The sequence below is a fragment of the Streptomyces sp. NPDC002911 genome (genome assembly GCF_053591835.1).
In genome coordinates this window covers 86,095-105,780 of record NZ_JBSFUO010000019.1, presented here as the reverse complement: position 1 = coordinate 105,780, position 19,686 = coordinate 86,095, and the positions used below count along the sequence as shown (strand labels likewise).

Here is a 19,686-nt window from a genome sequence, read left to right as displayed (position 1 = left end):
CGCCTGTGCAAGGGCGACACGGACGGGTGAGGCCGTAGGTACACGTGTCCACCGGCGTCGACACCGGTAACCTCAGTCGCATGGCCTCACGTACGTCCGGCAAGGGTTCCCTGGGCACGGCGGGCACCGCGAAGGGTGCCGGTCGCACCGGGGGACCGGCGAAGAAAGCCGCGCCCGCCAAGAAGGCGGCTTCGAAGAAGGCAGCGTCCGCGAGAAGGGCGCCCGCCAGGAAGGCTGCGGCGAAGAAAGCGGCGCCCAAGCCCGCGCCCTCCCCCACGGGGGGCGTGTACAGGCTCGTCCGTGCGCTGTGGCTGGGAACCGCGCACGGCGTCGGGGCGGTGTTCCGCTCCATAGGGCGCGGCGCCAAGGGGCTTGACCCGGCACACCGCAAGGACGGAATCGCCCTTCTGCTCCTGGGCCTCGCGCTGGTCGTGGCGGCGGGCACCTGGTCGCATCTGCAGGGTCCCGTGGGCGATCTCGTCGAGATGCTCGTGACCGGGGCGTTCGGCCGGCTCGATCTGGTGGTGCCGATACTGCTGGGCGCCGTCGCCGTGCGGCTGATCCTCTATCCGGAGAAGCCCGAGGCCAACGGCCGTATCGTCATCGGACTCTCCGCCCTCGTCATCGGTGTGCTCGGCCAGGTCCACATCGCTTGCGGATCACCCGGCCGCGAGGACGGCACCGGGGCCTTGCAGGACGCGGGCGGACTGATCGGATGGGGCGCTTCCCAGCCCCTCGTCTTCATGATGGGCGAGGTCCTCGCCGTACCGCTGCTTCTCCTGCTGACGGTCTTCGGGCTTCTGGTCGTCACCGCCACGCCGGTCAACGCCATCCCCCGGCGGCTGCGGCAGCTCGGTGTCAGGCTCGGCATCGCCGACCCGGTGTACGTACCGGGCGAGGAGGACGGGAGCGACGACGAGCGGTACGACGAACAGTGGCGCGAGGCGCTGCCCGGGCACTCGCGGCGCTCCTCGGTCCGGGGTGCGGATTCGGACGGCGTGTACGACCCGGATCACGCCGAGGGCGAGGCGCCGGCCAAGCGGCGCAGGCCCCGCAGGCCGTCGGCCCAGCCCGCGATGAACCGCACCATGGACGCCGTCGACGTCGCGGCCGCCGCCGCAGCAGCGCTCGACGGGGCGGTGCTCAACGGGATGCCCCCGTCGCCGGTCGTCGCCGATCTGACCCAGGGCGTCTCCACGGACCGGGGCCGGGAGCGGGCCGGAACCCCGGTTCCCGGTGCGCGGTCGGCCGAGAAGGCTCAGTCCGGTGACAAGGGTGAGGGAAAGGGCGCCTCGTCCACAGGCGGAGTTCCCGATCTGACGAAACCTGCCCCCGAGCGGTCCGAAGCCCTGCCCGCCCGTGCCGAACAGCTCCAGCTCTCCGGCGACATCACCTACTCGCTGCCCTCGCTGGACCTGCTGGAACGTGGTGGTCCCGGCAAGACGCGCAGCGCCGCCAACGACGCGGTCGTCGCCTCACTGACCAACGTCTTCAGCGAGTTCAAGGTCGACGCGTCCGTCACCGGCTTCACCCGCGGCCCGACCGTTACCCGGTACGAGGTGGAACTCGGCCCCGCCGTCAAGGTCGAGCGGATTACCGCCCTCACCAAGAACATCGCTTACGCCGTCGCTAGTCCGGACGTCCGGATCATCTCGCCGATCCCCGGCAAGTCCGCAGTCGGTATCGAAATCCCCAACTCCGACCGGGAGATGGTCAACCTCGGCGACGTCCTCCGCCTCGCGGACGCGGCCGAGGACGACCACCCCATGCTGGTCGCGCTCGGCAAGAACGTCGAGGGCGGCTACGAGATGGCCAATCTGGCGAACATGCCGCACGTCCTGGTCGCCGGTGCGACCGGTTCGGGTAAGTCCTCCTGCATCAACTGTCTGATCACCTCGGTCATGGTGCGGGCTACGCCGGAGGACGTGCGGATGGTGCTCGTCGACCCGAAGCGGGTCGAGCTCACCGCCTACGAGGGCATTCCGCACCTCATCACGCCCATCATCACCAACCCGAAGAAGGCCGCCGAGGCACTTCAGTGGGTCGTGCGGGAGATGGATCTCCGCTACGACGACCTCGCGGCCTATGGTTTCCGGCACATCGACGACTTCAATCAGGCGGTACGCACCGGCAAGGCCAAGGCACCGGAGGGGAGCGAGCGGGAGCTGTCTCCTTACCCGTACCTGCTGGTCATCGTCGACGAGCTGGCGGACCTCATGATGGTGGCCCCGCGCGACGTCGAGGACTCCATCGTCCGGATCACCCAGCTGGCTCGCGCCGCCGGCATCCATCTGGTGCTGGCCACACAGCGCCCCTCGGTCGACGTCGTGACCGGTCTGATCAAGGCCAATGTGCCCTCCCGGCTCGCCTTCGCGACCTCGTCGCTCGCCGACAGCCGGGTCATCCTCGATCAGCCGGGGGCCGAGAAGCTCATCGGGAAGGGCGACGGCCTGTTCCTGCCGATGGGAGCGAACAAGCCGACCCGCATGCAGGGGGCCTTCGTCACCGAGGCCGAGGTCGCGGCTGTCGTCCAGCACTGCAAGGATCAGATGGCGCCGGTTTTCCGCGAAGACGTGGTGGTCGGCACGAAGCAGAAGAAGGAGATCGACGAGGACATCGGCGACGACCTCGATCTGCTCTGCCAGGCGGCCGAACTGGTCGTGTCCACCCAGTTCGGCTCGACATCGATGCTCCAGCGCAAGCTGCGGGTCGGCTTCGCTAAGGCCGGTCGGCTGATGGACCTTATGGAGTCGCGCAACATCGTGGGTCCCAGCGAAGGTTCCAAGGCGCGCGATGTCATGGTGAAACCGGACGAACTCGACGGTGTGTTGGCCGTCATCCGTGGGGAAACCGCTCCGTAAGTGTTTTGCGGGCAACCGTTTCGCCCGGCCGTACGTCAAGTTGGAGGAAGGAGCAGCGGGATGATCTGTCTTGTGCTCCGTCCTCTGCCCTGCCCGAGGGGCTGTCCGGCGAACCTGATGGCGTACAAAGTCGTCGCTCCCGGTTGCCCCACCCTTTCGTACCACCCCTAGACTGAACATCCAGCAGGTGGCTCACGCTCGAAAGGCGCCCCCGTGTCCATCGGCAACTCCCCCGAAGACGACCGGCCTTCGATCGGTCGCGTGCTTCATCAGGCTCGTATCGCCGCAGGTCTGACGGCCGAGGAAGTCAGCAGCTCCACCCGGGTGCGCATTCCCATCGTGCACGCGATCGAGGAGGACGACTTCTCCCGCTGCGGCGGCGACGTGTACGCCCGCGGCCATATCCGTATGCTTGCCCGCGCCGTACGGCTCGACCCCGATCCTCTGATCGCGGAGTTCGACGCAGAGCACGGTGGCCGTCCCGCACCCACGCCTGCGGCGCCGCTGTTCGAGGCGGAGCGGATCCGTTCCGAACCCCGTCGGCCCAACTGGACCGCGGCCATGGTCGCCGCGATCGTCGCTGTGGTCGGCTTCGTCGGCTTCACGCTCTTCAGCGGCGAGGGCGAGGGTTCGGGCTCGGCGCAGGTCGCCGAAGGCTCGACATCCGACAAGATCACGCCCAAACCCACTACGACCAAGCCCGCCGACCCCAAGCCCGTTCCCTCCGAAAGTGCTATCGCCGCAGCTCCGCGGGACAAGGTGACGGTGAGGCTCAGCGCCACCGAGGGCAAGAGCTGGATCTCCGCCAAGGATCACAACGGACGGCTGCTCTTCGACGGACTGCTGGCCCAGGGAGACTCCAAGATCTTCCAGGACACGGAGCGGGTCGACCTCGTCCTCGGTGATGCCGGAGCGATCGATCTCTTCGTGAACGGCAGGAAGGTCGACGACCAGTTCGAATCCGGTCAGGTCGAAAGGCTTTCGTACACCAAGGGCGACCCAGAGGTCGGCTGATCTCCCACCCGTGCTTTTCCCGACGGTGAGTGCCCGGCAGTCCTGCCGGGCACTCACCGTCTGCGTTGCTCGCGATCCCTCCGATTCACCGACTGTTCTGTCACTCCCTGTAGCAGTGAACCCTGCACGGCAGGGCGAGTGCCGGGACAAAGTAGTCTTGAGCTCATGCCCGAACGCCGTACCGTCGCCCTTGTCACTCTCGGCTGCGCCCGTAACGAGGTGGACTCGGAGGAGCTTGCAGGCCGCTTGGCAGCGGACGGCTGGGAGCTCGTCGAGAACGCCACGGACGCGGATGTCGCCGTCGTCAACACCTGTGGGTTCGTCGAGGCCGCCAAGAAGGACTCCGTCGACGCCCTGCTCGAAGCCAACGATCTGAAGGATCACGGCAGAACCCAGGCCGTCGTGGCCGTCGGCTGCATGGCCGAGCGCTACGGCAAGGACCTTGCCGAGGCGCTTCCGGAAGCGGACGGAGTCCTCGGATTCGATGACTACGCCGACATCTCCGACCGCCTGCAGACCATCCTCAACGGCGGCATCCACGCCTCCCACACCCCGCGCGACCGGCGCAAGCTGCTGCCGATCAGTCCGGCCGAGCGGCAGGACGCCGCCGTCGCGCTGCCGGGGCACTCCCAGGAGATCGTGCCGGCGCCCGAAGACCTGCCGGAAGGTGTCGCGCCGGTCTCCGGGCCGCGAGCGCCGCTCCGCCGCAGGCTGGGGACCAGCCCGGTCGCCTCGGTGAAGCTGGCCTCGGGCTGTGACCGGCGCTGCTCGTTCTGCGCCATCCCGTCCTTCCGCGGCTCGTTCATCTCGCGACGCCCCTCCGATGTACTCGGAGAGACCCGCTGGCTCGCCGAGCAGGGAGTCAAGGAGGTCATGCTCGTCTCCGAGAACAACACCTCGTACGGCAAGGACCTCGGGGACATCAGGCTTCTGGAGACGCTGCTGCCCGAGCTCGCCGACGTCGAAGGCATCGAGCGGATCCGCGTCAGCTACCTGCAGCCCGCCGAGATGCGGCCGGGGCTGATCGACGTACTCACCTCTACGCCCAAGGTCGCCCCCTACTTCGACCTCTCGTTCCAGCACTCCGCCCCCGGGGTCCTCCGCGCGATGCGGCGGTTCGGCGACACGGACCGCTTCCTCGAACTTCTCGACACCATTCGGACGAGGGCGCCACAGGCCGGTGCGCGGTCGAACTTCATCGTGGGTTTCCCCGGTGAGACCGAGGCCGACCTCGCCGAGCTGGAACGCTTCCTCACCGGCGCGCGCCTGGACGCCATCGGGGTCTTCGGCTACTCCGACGAGGAGGGCACCGAGGCGGTCGGCTACGAGAACAAGCTGGACGCCGACGTCATCGCGGAGCGCCTCGCGCACATCTCGCAGCTCGCCGAGGAGCTGACCTCGCAGCGTGCCGAGGAGCGGGTCGGTGAAACGCTGCAGGTTCTCGTCGAGTCCGTGGAGTCCGAGGAGGACGGGCCCGTGGCAGTGGGCCGAGCCGCCCATCAGGCGCCGGAAACGGACGGCCAGGTCATCTTCACCGCACGCGAAGGTCTCGTGCCGGGCCGTATGGTCGAAGCGAAGGCAGTGGGCACCGAGGGAGTGGACCTCGTGGCCGAACACCACGAGCCTGTGGAGGCGGCCAGATGACGGGAGCCCCGGCATCCGCGGCAGGCGGCTCCGGCGCGACGCCGGCGCCCCGCGGCGGCAAGCTGGGTGCGGCGGCTGTCGATCAGGCCGGGTTGTGGAACATCGCGAACATCCTCACGATGGTGCGGCTGCTGCTCGTCCCGGGTTTCGTCGTGCTCCTGTTGCACGACGGTGGCCACGACCCTGTCTGGCGGGCGTTCGCCTGGGCGGCCTTCGCCGTCGCGATGATCACTGATGTATTCGACGGCCATCTGGCGCGCACGTACAACCTGGTCACCGATTTCGGGAAGATCGCCGACCCGATCGCGGACAAGGCGATCATGGGCGCGGCACTGATCTCTCTGTCCTCGCTGGGCGACCTCCCGTGGTGGATCACCGGAGTTATCCTGTTCCGTGAGCTCGGCATCACGCTCATGCGTTTCTGGGTCATTCGGCATTCGGTGATGCCGGCCAGCCGCGGCGGGAAAATGAAGACCCTGGCCCAGGGCATCGCTGTAGGCATGTATGTCCTGGCGCTGACGGGCCCCCTGGCGACCCTGCGCTTCTGGGTGATGATGGCCGCCGTCGTACTGACGGTCGTCACCGGTCTCGACTACGTGCGCCAGGCCGTCGTGTTGCGCCGCCGCGGGCTCGCAGCCGAACGGGCCGCGGCCCTGGCAGCGGTGGCGGCGGCAGCGGACGGGGTGGACGCCGCCGGGCGGTATGTCACGGACGAAGCGAGCGGGGCGGCCGAAGGCGCGGTGGAGCCCCTCGGGGAACCTGCAGGGGAGCGCGTGGCGGGCAGCCGGGGCGCTGCTGAGGCGGAGCGGTGACGTCCGTGGCGGCCCAGGTGCTGCGACAGCTTCAGGAGCGCGGGGAGACGCTCGGCGTCGCCGAATCCCTCACGGGCGGTCTGGTGGCGGCTGAGCTGACCGCCGTGCCGGGCGCCTCGCGGTGCTTCCGTGGGTCCGTCACGGCGTATGCCACGCCCCTGAAGCGGGATGTGCTGGGCGTCGCCGGCACGCTGCTGTCCGAGCGCGGAGCGGTGGACCCGGAGGTCGCCCACGCGATGGCTGTCGGCGCGCGCCGGGTCCTCGGTGCGGACTGGGGCGTCTCGACCACCGGGGTCGCGGGCCCGAAGCCGCAGGACGGCAAGGCTGTCGGAACCGTCTTCATAGCCGTTTCCGGGCCGCGTGGCGTACGGAAAGTGGCCGAGCTGCGGTTGAACGGTGGGCGGGCGGACATCCGTAAAGAGAGTGTACGGAGCCTGCTCGAGCTGCTCTCCGGCGAACTCGGCGAAAATATGAGGGCACAGGATACGGAACAGAACGGGGGGAATTGATGTTTGCAGCCCTGAGTGAACACGACATCGCTCCCCGCACGGCCGCAGCGCAAGGCGGTACGGTGGGGCGTGAAGGATGCGGCTACGCGGTCCGAGGAGGGAGCCACCGATGATTCTGCTCCGTCGCCTGCTTGGTGACGTGCTGCGTCGGCAGCGCCAGCGCCAAGGCCGTACACTGCGCGAAGTCTCCTCGTCCGCCCGAGTCTCGCTCGGCTATCTCTCCGAGGTGGAGCGGGGGCAGAAGGAGGCATCCTCCGAACTGCTCTCCGCCATTTGCGACGCGCTGGACGTACGGATGTCCGAGCTCATGCGTGAAGTGAGCGATGAATTGTCGTTGGCTGAACTGGCCGAGTCGGCAGCAGCCAGTGATGCGGTGCCTGTGCCGGTACGCCCGATGCTCAATTCCGTTTCTGTTACGTCGGTCGCCGGCGTACCGACGGGACGGGTGACCATCAAGGCGCCCGCAGAAGCGGTGGACGTCGTCGCCGCCTGACCGCGCGTTTCGTGTGGAACGGAGCCCCGGTCGGCCCTCAGTGGCCGACCGGGGCTTTCGTGTGTGGCGCGGTGCGTGCGGGGCCGTTCGTGGGGCAGGCGCGGTGTGAGGCCGTGTGGCGGTTCTCGGAGCGAGCCTTCGGAACAGCCACTCGAATGACCGTTTTGCCCTACATGTGACATGGTGGACAGATGGTAGGCCGAACAGCTATCTGAACGGAGAAGTGCATGTCTGTCGTGAAGAGCGCCTTGTCCGATGGTGATCGCAAGGTCGTGGGCGACGCGCTGCAAGGCGCGCTGGTCGACCTGGTCGACCTCTCCCTGGTGGCCAAGCAGGTCCACTGGAATGTGGTCGGCCCGCGCTTCCGCTCCGTGCACCTTCAGCTCGACGAGGTCGTGGACACGGCGCGGCAGCACTCGGACACGGTGGCGGAGAGGGCTTCCGCGGTCGGCGTCAACCCGGACGGCCGGTCCCGGACGCTCGCGAAGACCACTGCCATCGATGCAGTCCCTGACGGCTGGATCAAGGACGTGGACGCGGTACGGGTGCTCGTCGACGCCCTCCGGGTGGTCGTCGACCGCATGCGGGAGCGGATCGAGGCGACCGACGAACCGGACCCCATCAGCCAGGACATCCTGATCACGCTCACTGCTGATCTTGAGAAGCACGCGTGGATGTTCCAGGCGGAGAGTGCCTGAGAACGAACTCGAGGAAGGTGTCGCCGTGGCGGACAAGAAGGCTATGGACAAGCTCAAGGGCAAGGCCAAGGAAGCGACCGGCAAGGTGACCGGAGACCGCCGCAAGGAGGCCGAAGGCAAGTCCGACCAAGCCAAGGCCAAGGCGGAGGGCGCCTTGGGTGCGACGGGGGACAGCGCCAAGGGCGTGAAGGATTCCCTCACCGACGACGACAGGTAGGGACATCGCATAACCCGGTGTGCCCCCGCGGATTCGGTGAATCCCGGGGGCACCGGCATGTCTGCATTGTCCGGGGCCGTGCCAGGCCCGAGGCGCGGGCAGGTGGGGCCGCGGGATGCAGTGGGCGCGGAGCCGGGGGAAACTGCGGGTGAGGGCCGTGTTTTCCTCTCCCGGCGGTTGGTCCGAGGGGGAGCGCGCAGTGTCATCCCCGCTCACACCGCGCACGCCGGTATTGCACAGCTGCACCGGTGCGCCCTCCCGCCCGGAGATCGTGCCGTACTAGCGTCGGCCGGAGGAGGCAGCCATGGTACGGCTAGGGGTCTTGGCGCTCGTCATCGGTGGCCTGTGGTGGTGGGCCGTACTGCGGCTGCTTCTGGAGCCGGAACACGCCGGGCTGGTCGAGGGCGCGGTGGCGGCCGGCGGATGGGGGCTGAGCCTCCTGCCCGTACATGTGGCCTCCGCGGTGCGGCCGGAGTCGGGTGCCGATGAGGCCGGGGCGGCCCGGACGGACATAGCCTCCTAGGCTGTGCCGCCTCGACAGGCGGATTCGGTCGCTCTCAGCGGGTAGGCCCGGACTGGCAGTGCGGGCACCAGTAGGCGGGACGGTCGTCGCGGTCCGCCAGACGGACGGGGGTACGGCAGCGCAGGCAAGGGCGGCCGGCCCGTCCGTAGACGAAGAGACGCTCCCGTGTACGGCTGCGGGACATGGCCGGGGTCGCCCTGGTCGTGGTCCGCATCGGCCGGTCACGATTGGCCTCCAGGAGCTGTTTGGCGGTGCCGACCAGACGGGTGGCGATGGGCAGGGGCAGTTCGCCCATCGGAAGCCATGGCGTCGCACGGGCCATGAAGCAGAGCTCACACATGTAGACATTGCCGATACCGGCCAGATTGCGCTGGTCCAGGAGCGCGTCCCCGACACGCCGCCCGGGGTCGGCGAGCAGATTTCGCAGAGCGATGTCCGGATCCCAGTCCGGCCCCAGCAGATCGGGGCCGAGATGGCCGACGACCTGCTCCTCTTCCTCGGTACGGAGCAGTTCGAGGACGGGCAGGCGGTAGCCGACGGCGGTGTGCTCCGCGGTGGCGAGGACAGCGCGGATCTGATGGACGGGGCCGCCCTGCCAGCGCTCCCCGTGGTCGTACACGCGCCAGGCACCGTCCATACGCAGATGGCTGTGGAGGGTGAGACCGCCCTGAAACCGGGCGAGCAGATGCTTGCCGCGTGCCGTGACGTCCAGCACCGTGCGGCCGGTCAGGTCGGCTGTGGCGAACCGTGGGACCCGCAGGTCGGAGACCGTCAGCACCTGACCGGCGAGTGCCGCGTCGAGACGCCGGGCGGTCTGCAGGACGGTGTCACCTTCGGGCATGCATCCATGATGCGCGGACATGGCTGCGCATGGTCGCTCGGCCGCACCGCTGCGGTCCTCAGGCCCTGCGGTCCTCAGGCCCTGCTGTCCTCAGCCCGCTGCTGTCCTCAGCCCGCTGTCGTCCTCAGGCGCGCAGCCGCAGACCTCGCGGCGTGGCGAGGAAGCCGGCGGCCTCCAGGGTGCGGCCCAGTGGGGAGGTGAGGGAGGATGCGCCGTTGGTGCGCTCCACCGTGACCGTGCCGAGCGTCCCCGCTCTCGCCGCCGACGCGAGCGCCTCCGCTGCGGCGCGGAGTGCCGGGTCGGCGGAATCGGTGGGCCAGGCGAGAAGGGATTTGCCGCCGCGCTCCATGTAGAGCGTCAGCTCGCCGTCCACGAGGACCACCAGCGCGCCCGCCTTACGTCCCGGCTTGTGTCCCGCTCCGTCCGGCGACTCGGGCCAGGGCAGGGCGGCCCCGTACGCGTTGGCAGGATCAGCTGCCGCGAGGACCAGCGCGCGGGGAGCGGATCCGGGGTCCGCACGGTCGCGAGCTGTGGAGGCTGCCCTGAGCCGGTCCACGGCACCGTCCATGGCGAACTGAGCCGCCCCCAGTCCCTCGACGACATAGCCACGGCGGGCCTGCCCGCTGTCCTCGAACGCGGCGAGGATGCGGTAGACCGCTGAGAACCCGCCAGCGACGCCCTCGGCCTGCACCGCACCGCGGGTCACCACACCGTGGCGGTCGAGGAGCGTCCGGGCCAGGGCATGTGCGCGGTGAGTCAGCTCGGGTTCGGCCGGGGGCAGCAGCGACCAGCGCCCCGACACGGTCGGCGGACCGGTGCGGGACGCGGGGCGGGCGGCCGCGGTCAGTGACCCGTAACGGCCGCGCGGCACATTGCGTCTCGCGCGGTGCGCGGTGGAGCCGGCCGTGCGCCCTGAACCGAGGAGCGAACGCAGGGGGGCTAGCGTGTCGTTGGTGAGACGCCCCGACCAGACCAGGTCCCAGAGCGCGTCGGCCAGCTGGGGGTCGGTGCAGTCCGGGTGGGTGGTCGCCCGGACCTGATCGGCGATCTGCCGGAAGAAGAGCCCGTACCCGCCGGAAAGGACGGTGAGAACCGACTCGTGCAACGCCGTCTCCTGCAGCGGGTGTGGCGGCGGGAGGAGCAGAGGCGCGCTGTCGGCCAGGTAGACGGAGAGCCAGCCGTCCTTTCCAGGGAGGGCACCCGCGCCCGCCCAGACGACCTCGCCCGTGGTGGTGAGTTCGTCGAGCATCGCGGGGGTGTACCCCGCGACCCGGCTCGGCAGGATCAGCTTCTCCAGGGCGGACGCGGGGACCGGGGCGCCCTGCAACTGCTCGATGGCGCGGGCCAGCCCGTCGATGCCGCGCAGGCTGTTGTCGCCGAGGTGCTGCCACTGAGGGAGGAAACCGGCCAGCGCAGCGGGCGGAACCGGCTCGAGCTCCTGACGGAGCGAGGCGAGCGAACGGCGGCGCAGCCGCCGCAGGACCGTGGCATCGCACCACTCCTGGCCGATGCCCGCGGGGTGGAATTCGCCCTGCACGACGCGGCCGGACGCGGCGAGCCGTTGCAGCGCCCCGTCCGTGACGGCGGTGCCGAGACCGAATCGGCTCGCCGCCTGCGTAGCGGTGAATGGGCCGTGCGTACGGGCGTAACGGGCGAGGAGGTCGCCGAGCGGGTCCTTGACCGGCTCGGTGAACGCCTCGGGGACACCGACCGGAAGCGCGGTGCCGAGTGCGTCGCGCAGCCGGCCCGCGTCCTCGACGGCTGCCCAGTGCGCGGCTCCGCCGATGCGGACCTGGATGGCGCGCCGGGACGTCGCCAGCTCCGGCGCCCAGGCCGGCTCCGCGCCGCGCTCCGCCAGCTCGGCGTCGGTGAGGGGGCCGAGGACGCGCAGTAGATCGGCTGCCCCCTCGACGTCCTTGATCTTCCTGTCGTCGGTCAGCCACTGAAGCTCCCGCTCCAGCTCGCCCAGGACGTCGGCGTCGAGCAGCTCGCGCAGCTCCGCCTGGCCGAGCAGCTCGGCCAGGAGGTGGGAGTCGAGCGAGAGGGCTGCTGCCCTGCGCTCGGCGAGGGGCGAATCGCCCTCGTACAGGAACTGCGCGACGTAACCGAAGAGGAGCGAGCGGGCGAACGGCGACGGCTCGGGTGTGGTCACCTCGACCAGACGGATGCGGCGCGCCTCCAGATCGCCCATGAGCTCGGTGAGGCCGGGGACGTCGAAGACGTCCTGCAGACATTCGCGGACGGCTTCGAGGACGATCGGGAACGAGCCGAACTCGGAGGCAACCTGCAGCAGCTGGGACGCGCGCTGACGCTGCTGCCACAGCGGGGTGCGCTTTCCCGGGCTGCGCCGGGGCAACAGCAGGGCGCGCGCGGCGCATTCGCGGAACCGGGAGGCGAACAGGGCTGACCCGCCGACCTGTTCGGTGACGACCTGGCTGATCTCACCCTTGTCGAACACCACGTCGGTGGCCCCGACGGGGGGCTGCTCGCTGTCGTAGCCGGCGGTGGGAGAACCGGGGCCCCCACCGCCGCGTCCTGGATCGGCGCCGGCCCCCCCGCTCGCATCCGCCTGGACCGGATCGAAGTCGAGGAGGTCGAGTCCCATGAGGTCGGCGTCGGGCAGCCGCAGCACGATGCCGTCGTCCGCGTGCATGACCTGTGCGTCCATGCCGTACCGCTCGCCGAGCCGGGCCGACAGGGCGAGTGCCCACGGGGCGTGCACCTGGGCGCCGAACGGCGAATGCACCACGATCCGCCAGTCGCCCAGCTCGTCCCGGAACCTCTCGACGAGGACGGTGCGGTCGTCGGGGACGTGGCCGCAGGCCCTGCGCTGTTCGTCGAGGTAGGACAGGATGTTGTCCGCGGCCCAGGCATCGAGCCCGGCGGCGAGCAGGCGGAGCCGGGCGTCCTCGGCCGACAGCCCGCCGAGCTCCCGGAGGAACGCGCCCAGCGCACGGCCCAGCTCCAGCGGGCGGCCCAGCTGGTCGCCCTTCCAGAACGGCAGCCGGCCTGGGACTCCGGGGGCGGGCGAGACCAGGACCCTGTCCCTGGTGATGTCCTCGATCCGCCAGGACGTGGTGCCCAGTGTGAAGACATCGCCGACCCGGGACTCGTAGACCATCTCCTCGTCCAGCTCACCGACACGTCCGCCGCCCTTCTTCGGGTCCGCGCCGGCCAGGAAGACGCCGAAGAGCCCGCGGTCGGGAATGGTGCCGCCCGAGGTGACGGCGAGGCGCTGGGCGCCGGGGCGGCCCGTGACCGTACCGGTGACGCGGTCCCACACCACGCGGGGCCTCAGCTCCGCGAAGGCGTCGGACGGATAGCGTCCGGCGAGCATGTCGAGCACGGCGGTGAACGCCGATTCGGGGAGCGAGGCGAACGGGGCTGCGCGGCGGGCGAGGGCGAGCAGGTCGTCGGCCTGCCAGCTGTCGAGCGCGACCGTGGCGACGATCTGCTGGGCGAGCACGTCCAGGGGGTTGGACGGGATCCGCAGCGCCTCGATGGCGCCCTCACGCATCCGCTCGGTGACGACGGCCGCCTGCACCAGGTCGCCGCGGTACTTGGGGAAGACCACACCGGTGGACACGGCGCCGACCTGATGTCCGGCGCGTCCCACCCGCTGCAGCCCCGAGGCTACGGACGGCGGCGACTCGACCTGGATCACCAGGTCGACCGCGCCCATGTCGATCCCCAGCTCAAGGCTGGAGGTGGCTACCACGGCGGGCAGCCGGCCCGCCTTGAGGTCTTCCTCGACCTGGGAGCGCTGCTCCTTGGAGACCGAGCCGTGGTGGGCACGGGCGAGGAGGGCCGGCGCCCCCTTCGCGGCCCCGGACTGGGCCATGATCTCGGCGGGGGAGTGGGCCTCGGGCAGGGGCTGGCCCGCCCCCGGATCCTCCTCGAACGCGGCGCCGGTCGCCCGCTCGTAGGCGATCTCGTTCAACCGGTTGCACAGGCGCTCCGCCAGCCGCCGGGAATTGGCGAAGACGATCGTGGAACGGTGCGACTGCACGAGATCGGCGATCCGCTCCTCGACATGCGGCCAGATCGACGGCTTCTCCGCCTGGCCGCCTTCGTCGCCCGTGGCGGGGGAGCCGCTCAGCTCGCCGAGATCCTCCACCGGAACCACGACGGATAGGTCGAATTCCTTGGTGGACGGTGGCTGGACGATCTCCACCCGCCGCTGCGGCGACAGGAACCGTGCCACTTCGTCGACCGGGCGGACCGTCGCCGACAGACCGATACGCCGCGCGGGCCGTGGCAACAGCTCGTCCAGACGCTCCAGGGACACGGCGAGATGGGCACCGCGTTTGGTGCCCGCGACGGCGTGTACCTCGTCCACGATCACCGTCTCGACCCCCGCCAGCGCGTCCCGGGCCGAGGAGGTGAGTAGCAGGAACAACGATTCGGGAGTGGTGATCAGGATGTCCGGGGGCTTCGTCGCCATCGAACGGCGCTCGGCCGGAGGGGTGTCACCGGAACGGATACCCACCCGCACGTCCGGCTCCGGGAGGCCCAGGCGCACCGACTCCTGACGGATCCCGGTCAGCGGTGAACGCAGATTCCGCTCCACGTCGACGGCGAGCGCCTTCATCGGTGACACGTACAGCACCCGACAGCGCTTCTTCGCCTCGGCGGGCGGCGGGACGGCCGCAAGCCGGTCCAGCGAGGCGAGGAAGGCGGCGAGCGTCTTACCCGATCCGGTCGGTGCGACGACCAGCACGTCCGAGCCCTCGCCGATGGCCCGCCAGGCACCCTCCTGCGCCGCGGTGGGCGCGTCGAATGCCGCCGCGAACCAGCTGCGGGTCGCGGGCGAGAACGAATCGAGTGCGGAACCGGCCATGTCCCCCATCGTGCACCCCACCACTGACAACGGCCGGTGGACGTGTCCGCCACTCACTTCCCGGACTTCGGCCACCCGCCCGGACCTGCGAGAATGCGAGGACGGCGGAGGTGGACACGACAGAGGAACGGGCGAGGCGCCGGCCTTACGAGGAGCTGCCCGGTCTCGATCTGGTGCGCCCGTACTCGTGGCCGCGTCGGCGGCTTCGGTCGTCCTCGTCCTGAAGGGCCGTGACGAGAGCGCCGTGGACGATACCGGCACCGAAGGCACTGCCTGGGGAGGGCCGATGAACATCTGGATCGCCATCGGTCTCACCACTGTCAACTGCTGTCTCGCGAAGCCCCCGGGGTTTCTGGTCCCCGCCGGAGTCCTGGAACGACCCGGCGTGCAACGGCCGCCGTCATGGCCACCGCGGGCACGCGCACCCTGCTCCGGAGCGGGACGGATCAGCGCAGATCACGACCGTACGCCCGGAGGGTCTGCAGGGCCTTGAGCGTCACGATGGGGCGGCCCTCCAGGGCTGTTCCGGGCGCCCACTGCCGCCAGTTGACCGGCCAGCCGCCGTCCTTCTGCTGTTCGGCAGCCAGATGATCCAGGGAGCGCCCCAGTTCGCCGTCGCTGAACCAGCGGCGGGCGAGCGACCCGGGTGCGCGGGCGTAGTCGTGAGGGAAGTGGTGTTCCCCCGGGGCGTAACCGGGGGCCACCGGGTATTCCGCGCGACGCTGCGGATCGAGCACCACCAGCCGCTGCTCACGAACCAGTTGCCCGAGCCGGTCGGCGGCCGCTTCGGCACGCGCACGGTCGGGGACGCCGTCCAGGAAGGCGACGGCGGCCTCGATCTCGTACGGATGGGACTGCTCCAGGGCGTCGACGGCGGCCCAGCAGAAGTCGGTGGCCCGGAACAACCAGGCATGCCACACCTTGTTGCGGTGCAGCAGACCGACCACCGGGCCCGTCGCCAGCAGTTCGGCGGGCGGGTCGTCGACGACGGGGACGAAAGGTGCCGAGGGGTAGCCGCGCTGGGACGGGTGGAGGGCGGGCAGCGCGCCTGCCTTGGTCGACACGTCCGTCAGATAGCGGCAGATCCGCTCGACGCGCGGACCACCGCAGCCACCGATCGAGTCGAGCACGCTCAGCGCATGAGCGGTGTGCAGTGGCTGACTCATCGGTCCGCGAAGATCGGGGTCGAGCGCGTGACCGTAGCCGCCGTCCTCGTTGCGATAGGCGGCGAGCGCGGTTTCCACGATGTCCGCGCTGCCCCCCAGGAAGAGATGGGCGAACCGCCGCTGTTCGAGGACGCGTGCGGTGAGCCAGATGAACTGCTCGGCGCGGGCGAGAGGGTTTGCTCCGGTTCCAGCCATGGGACCGACCGTAGAGGGGAAAGTGCCGCCGACAGGACCTCCCGGCCCGGCTGCACTCCCAGGAGCGGGATACTGGGGGCATGCGGTTGACGATTTTCTGGGAACGGATGGCGGACCACTTCGGCGGGGCGTACGCCGACTCCTTCGCGCGCGATCACGTCATGGCGGAACTCGGCGGCCGTACGGTGCACGAGGCCCTGGCCGCCGGGTGGGAGGCCAGGGACGTCTGGCGGGGGGTCTGCTCGGCGGTCGGCGTGCCTCCGGACAAACGCTGAGCGGCGCGATTCTGTCCACGGGCACGACCGCGTGACCTGTCTTCCGGGGCGGGCGCCGACGGGGTCGGCAGCCGGCTGTCATTGCGGTGAGCGAGACTTACCCTGTGGCACCGACAGACGAGACCGCCCAGACCCAGCCGCCCGCCTCGCCGCCCGTCCCGCCGGCCGCACCACCGAATCCGCCGCCGCCCGGCCCCGGCCCTGTCCGCATGCCCGGCTGGCTGCCGCGCGCGATAGTCATGGCACTGGCGCTCTACGGGTGCTTCCAACTGGGCAGCTGGGCCTTTTACCAGCTCATCGGGTTGCTGACCAACGTCCTCATCGCCTTCTTCCTGGCGCTGGCCATCGAGCCGGCCGTCAGCCGCATGGCCGGACGCGGGATGCGCCGGGGACTCGCCACCTTCCTGGTCTTTCTCGCCGTGCTGATCGCCGGGGTGGGTTTCGTCGTCCTGCTCGGCTCGATGCTCGCCGGCCAGATCGTCGACATGGTCGAGGAGTTTCCCAAGTACCTCGACTCGGTGATCAACTGGGTCAACCAGACCTTCCGTACACAGCTCTCCCGGGTCGAGGTGCGGGACAGCCTGCTGCACTCCGACTGGCTCCAGAAGTACGTGCAGAACAGCGCGACCGGCGTACTCGACGTCTCGACCACCGTGCTCGGCGGGCTGTTCCGGCTGCTGATGATCTTCCTGTTCTCGTTCTACTTCGCTGCCGACGGCCCCCGGCTGCGGCGCGCGCTGTGCTCCGTGCTGCCCCCCTCCCGGCAGACCGAGGTGCTGCGAGCCTGGGAGATCGCGGTCGACAAGACCGGTGGTTACATCTACTCCCGCGGACTGATGGCGCTCATCTCGGGCGCGGCCCACTACATCCTGCTGATGGTCCTCGGTGTGCCTTACGCGCCGGCACTGGCGGTCTGGGTCGGCCTCGTCTCCCAGTTCATCCCCACGATCGGTACGTATCTGGCCGGCGCGCTGCCTATGCTGATCGCCTTCACCGTCGATCCCTGGTACGCGTTGTGGGTCCTCGGCTTCGTCCTGGTCTACCAGCAGTTCGAGAACTACGTGCTGCAGCCGAAGCTCACGTCCAAGACGGTCGACATCCACCCCGCGGTCGCCTTCGGCTCGGTGGTCGCGGGTACCGCGCTGATGGGCGCGGTCGGTGCGCTGATCGCCATTCCGGCCATCGCGACGCTCCAGGCGTTCCTGGGCGCGTATGTGAAGCGCTACGACGTGATGGACGACCCGAGGGTGCAGGGTGGCCACCACTGGCACCGTGGCGAGCCGGTGCTGTCGAGGATCCGCCGCCCGGTGCGGGGCGACGGGGGTGTCAGCGGCCGGGCCGGCGGTGACCGGTGACATCGGCCGGAAGGCCCTCCAGGGTCTTGGGCCTCCGTGAGTTCGGCATGAAGCCTGTCACATTTTATTGACTTGTTCGCTATCGGCTGTCATGGGCGGCTGATCTCGGCCGTGTCGGCCGGGCGTGGTGCGCTTGACACTGAAATCGAACATCCATTCTCATGAGATTCCGGCCGGGTTTTGCCGGGCCCGGCCGTGGAGTTGTCCACAGGCCGGGAGGACGTCGAGGCCCATTGTCAGTGGCAGGGGTTAGCGTCTGTGACGTGAAGCGATCGACTCAAGCAAATCGGGTGGAACCCATGGCAGGAACCGACCGCGAGAAGGCGCTGGACGCCGCACTCGCACAGATTGAACGGCAATTCGGTAAGGGCGCGGTGATGCGCCTCGGTGAGCGGCCGAACGAGCCGATCGAGGTGATCCCCACCGGGTCCACCGCGCTCGACGTCGCGCTCGGCGTCGGTGGTCTGCCGCGCGGCCGCGTGGTGGAGGTGTACGGGCCGGAGTCCTCCGGTAAGACGACGCTGACGCTGCACGCCGTGGCGAACGCGCAGAAGCTCGGCGGCTCGGTAGCGTTCATCGACGCGGAGCACGCTCTGGACCCTGAGTATGCGAAGAAGCTCGGCGTCGACATCGACAACCTCATCCTCTCGCAGCCGGACAACGGCGAGCAGGCGCTGGAGATCGTGGACATGCTGGTCCGCTCCGGTGCACTGGACCTGATCGTCATCGACTCCGTCGCGGCCTTGGTGCCCCGTGCGGAGATCGAGGGTGAGATGGGTGACTCGCACGTGGGTCTGCAGGCCCGTCTGATGAGCCAGGCGCTCCGTAAGATCACCAGCGCGCTCAACCAGTCCAAGACCACCGCCATCTTCATCAACCAGCTCCGCGAGAAGATCGGAGTGATGTTCGGCTCCCCGGAGACCACGACCGGTGGCCGCGCGCTGAAGTTCTACGCTTCGGTCCGCCTGGACATCCGCCGGATCGAGACGCTGAAGGACGGCACCGACGCCGTGGGTAACCGCACCCGCGTCAAGGTCGTCAAGAACAAGGTGGCGCCGCCGTTCAAGCAGGCCGAATTCGACATCCTCTACGGTCAGGGCATCAGCCGTGAGGGCGGTCTGATCGACATGGGCGTGGAGCACGGCTTCGTCCGCAAGGCCGGCGCCTGGTACACGTACGAGGGCGACCAGCTCGGCCAGGGCAAGGAGAACTCCCGCAACTTCCTCAAGGACAACCCCGACCTCGCCAACGAGATCGAGAAGAAGATCCTTGACAAGCTCGGCGTCGGTGTCCGTCCGGAGGAAGCGACGGCGGAGCCCGCGGCCGATGCCGCAGTCGCCGGTGCCCCGGCCGACGGGGCGGCCAAGTCGGTACCGGCTCCCGCGACCAAGGCCAAGCCCGCCAAGACCGCAGCGGCCAAGAGCTAGGCCGTGACGCGTCGCACGGAGTGGCCGGGCACCGGCATCGACACCGGTGCGGGTCCCGGCCCCGAGTACGCCGCAGAGCCGTACGGGGGTCCCCCGGATCCCGGTCGGGGGCCCGGGGCCGGCGAGGGGATTGGCCGTCGTTCCCGCTCCCGTTCCAGAAGCAGCGGTTCCCCTTCCTCGTCGAGGGCCGAGAAGGGGGAACCGCGAGACCCGGCCGAACAGGCGCGCAACATCTGCCTCCGGCTGCTGACCGGGACCCCGCGCACCCGACAGCAGTTGGCGGACGCGCTCCGCAAGCGGGAGATTCCCGACGAGGCGGCGGAGGATGTGCTCTCGCGGTTCGAGGACGTGGGGCTGATCGACGACGCGGCGTTCGCGGACGCCTGGGTCGAGTCCCGGCACCACGGGAGGGGGCTGGCGCGGCGTGCCCTCGTGCGGGAGCTGCGCACCAAGGGGGTGGACCCGGCGGTGATCGACGAGGCGGTCGGGCAGCTCTGCCCCGAACAGGAGGAGGAGACGGCCAGGGAGCTCGTCGCGCGAAAGCTCCGCTCCACCCGGGGGCTGGACCGCGACAAGCGTCTGCGACGGCTCGCGGGCATGCTCGCCCGCAAGGGGTACGGCGAGGGGATGGCCCTGCGGGTGGTGCGCCAGGCGATCGAGGCGGAGGGGGAGGACACGGAAGGGCTGGACGAGCCCTTTTGACCGGCAAGCGGGGGACGCGCCGGGCGGCGAACACGGGGGCGTGGCGCTCGGCGGGAAGTGACGGGGGTCTGGTAGTGGGCGCACAGGCCATGGAACGGGCCCGCGGCGGTGGCG

Annotated in this window: 16 protein-coding genes and 1 pseudogene; 14 read left to right on the top strand and 3 right to left on the bottom strand. The window is 69.8% G+C overall.

Going from position 1 to position 19,686, the window contains the following annotated elements; translation table 11 throughout:
- Positions 1 to 80: 80 nt before the first annotated feature.
- The 9 genes from ACWD04_RS24995 to ACWD04_RS24955 all read left to right on the top strand — a co-directional run bounded on the left by ACWD04_RS24995 (position 81) and on the right by ACWD04_RS24955 (position 8,771).
- Positions 81 to 2,861 carry a DNA translocase FtsK gene (locus ACWD04_RS24995; RefSeq protein WP_451135461.1) on the top strand — a complete coding sequence of 927 codons (2,781 nt, stop codon included), beginning with the start codon at positions 81 to 83 and terminating at the stop codon, positions 2,859 to 2,861.
- Between the two features lie 213 nt (positions 2,862 to 3,074).
- On the top strand, positions 3,075 to 3,875 hold the full coding sequence (locus ACWD04_RS24990; RefSeq protein WP_451135459.1) for a helix-turn-helix domain-containing protein: 801 nt from the start codon (positions 3,075 to 3,077) through the stop codon (positions 3,873 to 3,875).
- Between the two features lie 165 nt (positions 3,876 to 4,040).
- Positions 4,041 to 5,519: a 30S ribosomal protein S12 methylthiotransferase RimO gene (gene rimO, locus ACWD04_RS24985; RefSeq protein ID WP_451135457.1), complete on the top strand. Its 1,479-nt coding sequence runs from the start codon at positions 4,041 to 4,043 to the stop codon at positions 5,517 to 5,519.
- A complete protein-coding gene (pgsA, locus tag ACWD04_RS24980; RefSeq protein ID WP_451135455.1) occupies positions 5,516 to 6,331 on the top strand; it encodes a CDP-diacylglycerol--glycerol-3-phosphate 3-phosphatidyltransferase in 816 nt (271 codons plus the stop codon). The genes rimO and pgsA overlap by 4 nt, the downstream gene beginning before the upstream one ends.
- On the top strand, positions 6,328 to 6,840 hold the full coding sequence (locus ACWD04_RS24975) for a CinA family protein (protein WP_451135453.1): 513 nt from the start codon (positions 6,328 to 6,330) through the stop codon (positions 6,838 to 6,840). The genes pgsA and ACWD04_RS24975 overlap by 4 nt, the downstream gene beginning before the upstream one ends.
- Before the next feature lie 109 nt (positions 6,841 to 6,949).
- On the top strand, positions 6,950 to 7,333 hold the full coding sequence (locus ACWD04_RS24970; protein ID WP_399330320.1) for a helix-turn-helix domain-containing protein: 384 nt from the start codon (positions 6,950 to 6,952) through the stop codon (positions 7,331 to 7,333).
- Positions 7,334 to 7,560: 227 nt separating this feature from the next.
- On the top strand, positions 7,561 to 8,031 hold the full coding sequence (locus ACWD04_RS24965) for a Dps family protein (RefSeq protein ID WP_451135450.1): 471 nt from the start codon (positions 7,561 to 7,563) through the stop codon (positions 8,029 to 8,031).
- A 43-nt stretch (positions 8,032 to 8,074) separates the two neighbouring features.
- The gene (locus ACWD04_RS24960) at positions 8,075 to 8,248 is read left to right on the top strand and encodes a CsbD family protein (protein ID WP_451135477.1); all 174 of its coding nucleotides are present in this window, start codon (positions 8,075 to 8,077) and stop codon (positions 8,246 to 8,248) included.
- A 304-nt stretch (positions 8,249 to 8,552) separates the two neighbouring features.
- Positions 8,553 to 8,771 carry a hypothetical protein gene (locus ACWD04_RS24955; RefSeq protein WP_451135448.1) on the top strand — a complete coding sequence of 73 codons (219 nt, stop codon included), beginning with the start codon at positions 8,553 to 8,555 and terminating at the stop codon, positions 8,769 to 8,771.
- Positions 8,772 to 8,805: 34 nt separating this feature from the next.
- Here the strand turns inward: ACWD04_RS24955 and ACWD04_RS24950 are convergent, their stop codons facing one another.
- Together ACWD04_RS24950 and ACWD04_RS24945 are read right to left on the bottom strand one after the other, a co-directional pair.
- Positions 8,806 to 9,612 (bottom strand): Fpg/Nei family DNA glycosylase, encoded by an 807-nt coding sequence (locus tag ACWD04_RS24950; protein WP_451135446.1) that lies wholly within the window; start codon positions 9,610 to 9,612, stop codon positions 8,806 to 8,808.
- A gap of 124 nt (positions 9,613 to 9,736) precedes the next feature.
- Complete coding sequence (locus ACWD04_RS24945) at positions 9,737 to 14,452, bottom strand: Lhr family ATP-dependent helicase (protein WP_451135444.1); 4,716 nt, start codon at positions 14,450 to 14,452, stop codon at positions 9,737 to 9,739.
- 286 nt (positions 14,453 to 14,738) lie between these two features.
- On the opposite strand from ACWD04_RS24945, the pseudogene ACWD04_RS24940 reads away from it, so the two are divergent.
- A pseudogene (locus ACWD04_RS24940) lies at positions 14,739 to 14,846 on the top strand (AzlD domain-containing protein); the annotation flags it as partial.
- Between the two features lie 52 nt (positions 14,847 to 14,898).
- Here the strand turns inward: ACWD04_RS24940 and ACWD04_RS24935 are convergent.
- Positions 14,899 to 15,813: a hypothetical protein gene (locus tag ACWD04_RS24935; protein WP_451135442.1), complete on the bottom strand. Its 915-nt coding sequence runs from the start codon at positions 15,811 to 15,813 to the stop codon at positions 14,899 to 14,901.
- Positions 15,814 to 15,893: 80 nt separating this feature from the next.
- Between ACWD04_RS24935 and ACWD04_RS24930 the strand changes: the two genes are divergently transcribed.
- The 4 genes from ACWD04_RS24930 (at position 15,894) to recX (ending at position 19,572) form a co-directional block, all read left to right on the top strand.
- Entirely contained in the window at positions 15,894 to 16,088 is a 195-nt protein-coding gene (locus tag ACWD04_RS24930; protein WP_451135440.1) for a DUF3046 domain-containing protein, read from the top strand.
- A gap of 209 nt (positions 16,089 to 16,297) precedes the next feature.
- On the top strand, positions 16,298 to 17,443 hold the full coding sequence (locus ACWD04_RS24925; protein WP_451135475.1) for an AI-2E family transporter: 1,146 nt from the start codon (positions 16,298 to 16,300) through the stop codon (positions 17,441 to 17,443).
- A gap of 299 nt (positions 17,444 to 17,742) precedes the next feature.
- Positions 17,743 to 18,870: a recombinase RecA gene (gene recA / locus ACWD04_RS24920; protein WP_451135438.1), complete on the top strand. Its 1,128-nt coding sequence runs from the start codon at positions 17,743 to 17,745 to the stop codon at positions 18,868 to 18,870.
- Positions 18,871 to 18,873: 3 nt separating this feature from the next.
- Complete coding sequence (recX, locus tag ACWD04_RS24915) at positions 18,874 to 19,572, top strand: recombination regulator RecX (protein ID WP_451135436.1); 699 nt, start codon at positions 18,874 to 18,876, stop codon at positions 19,570 to 19,572.
- The last annotated feature ends 114 nt before the right edge of the window (positions 19,573 to 19,686 follow it).

Coding starts and splice junctions, on each gene's coding strand:
- ACWD04_RS24955 (WP_451135448.1), top strand. CDS start 8,553: ATGGTACGGCTAGGGGTCTTGGCGCTCGTCATCGGTGGCCTGTGGTGG.
- ACWD04_RS24950 (WP_451135446.1), bottom strand. CDS start 9,612: ATGCCCGAAGGTGACACCGTCCTGCAGACCGCCCGGCGTCTCGACGCG.
- ACWD04_RS24970 (WP_399330320.1), top strand. CDS start 6,950: ATGATTCTGCTCCGTCGCCTGCTTGGTGACGTGCTGCGTCGGCAGCGC.
- pgsA (WP_451135455.1), top strand. CDS start 5,516: ATGACGGGAGCCCCGGCATCCGCGGCAGGCGGCTCCGGCGCGACGCCG.
- ACWD04_RS24930 (WP_451135440.1), top strand. CDS start 15,894: ATGCGGTTGACGATTTTCTGGGAACGGATGGCGGACCACTTCGGCGGG.
- ACWD04_RS24945 (WP_451135444.1), bottom strand. CDS start 14,452: ATGGCCGGTTCCGCACTCGATTCGTTCTCGCCCGCGACCCGCAGCTGG.
- ACWD04_RS24925 (WP_451135475.1), top strand. CDS start 16,298: ATGCCCGGCTGGCTGCCGCGCGCGATAGTCATGGCACTGGCGCTCTAC.
- rimO (WP_451135457.1), top strand. CDS start 4,041: ATGCCCGAACGCCGTACCGTCGCCCTTGTCACTCTCGGCTGCGCCCGT.
- ACWD04_RS24995 (WP_451135461.1), top strand. CDS start 81: ATGGCCTCACGTACGTCCGGCAAGGGTTCCCTGGGCACGGCGGGCACC.
- ACWD04_RS24960 (WP_451135477.1), top strand. CDS start 8,075: ATGGACAAGCTCAAGGGCAAGGCCAAGGAAGCGACCGGCAAGGTGACC.
- ACWD04_RS24935 (WP_451135442.1), bottom strand. CDS start 15,813: ATGGCTGGAACCGGAGCAAACCCTCTCGCCCGCGCCGAGCAGTTCATC.
- ACWD04_RS24965 (WP_451135450.1), top strand. CDS start 7,561: ATGTCTGTCGTGAAGAGCGCCTTGTCCGATGGTGATCGCAAGGTCGTG.
- recA (WP_451135438.1), top strand. CDS start 17,743: ATGGCAGGAACCGACCGCGAGAAGGCGCTGGACGCCGCACTCGCACAG.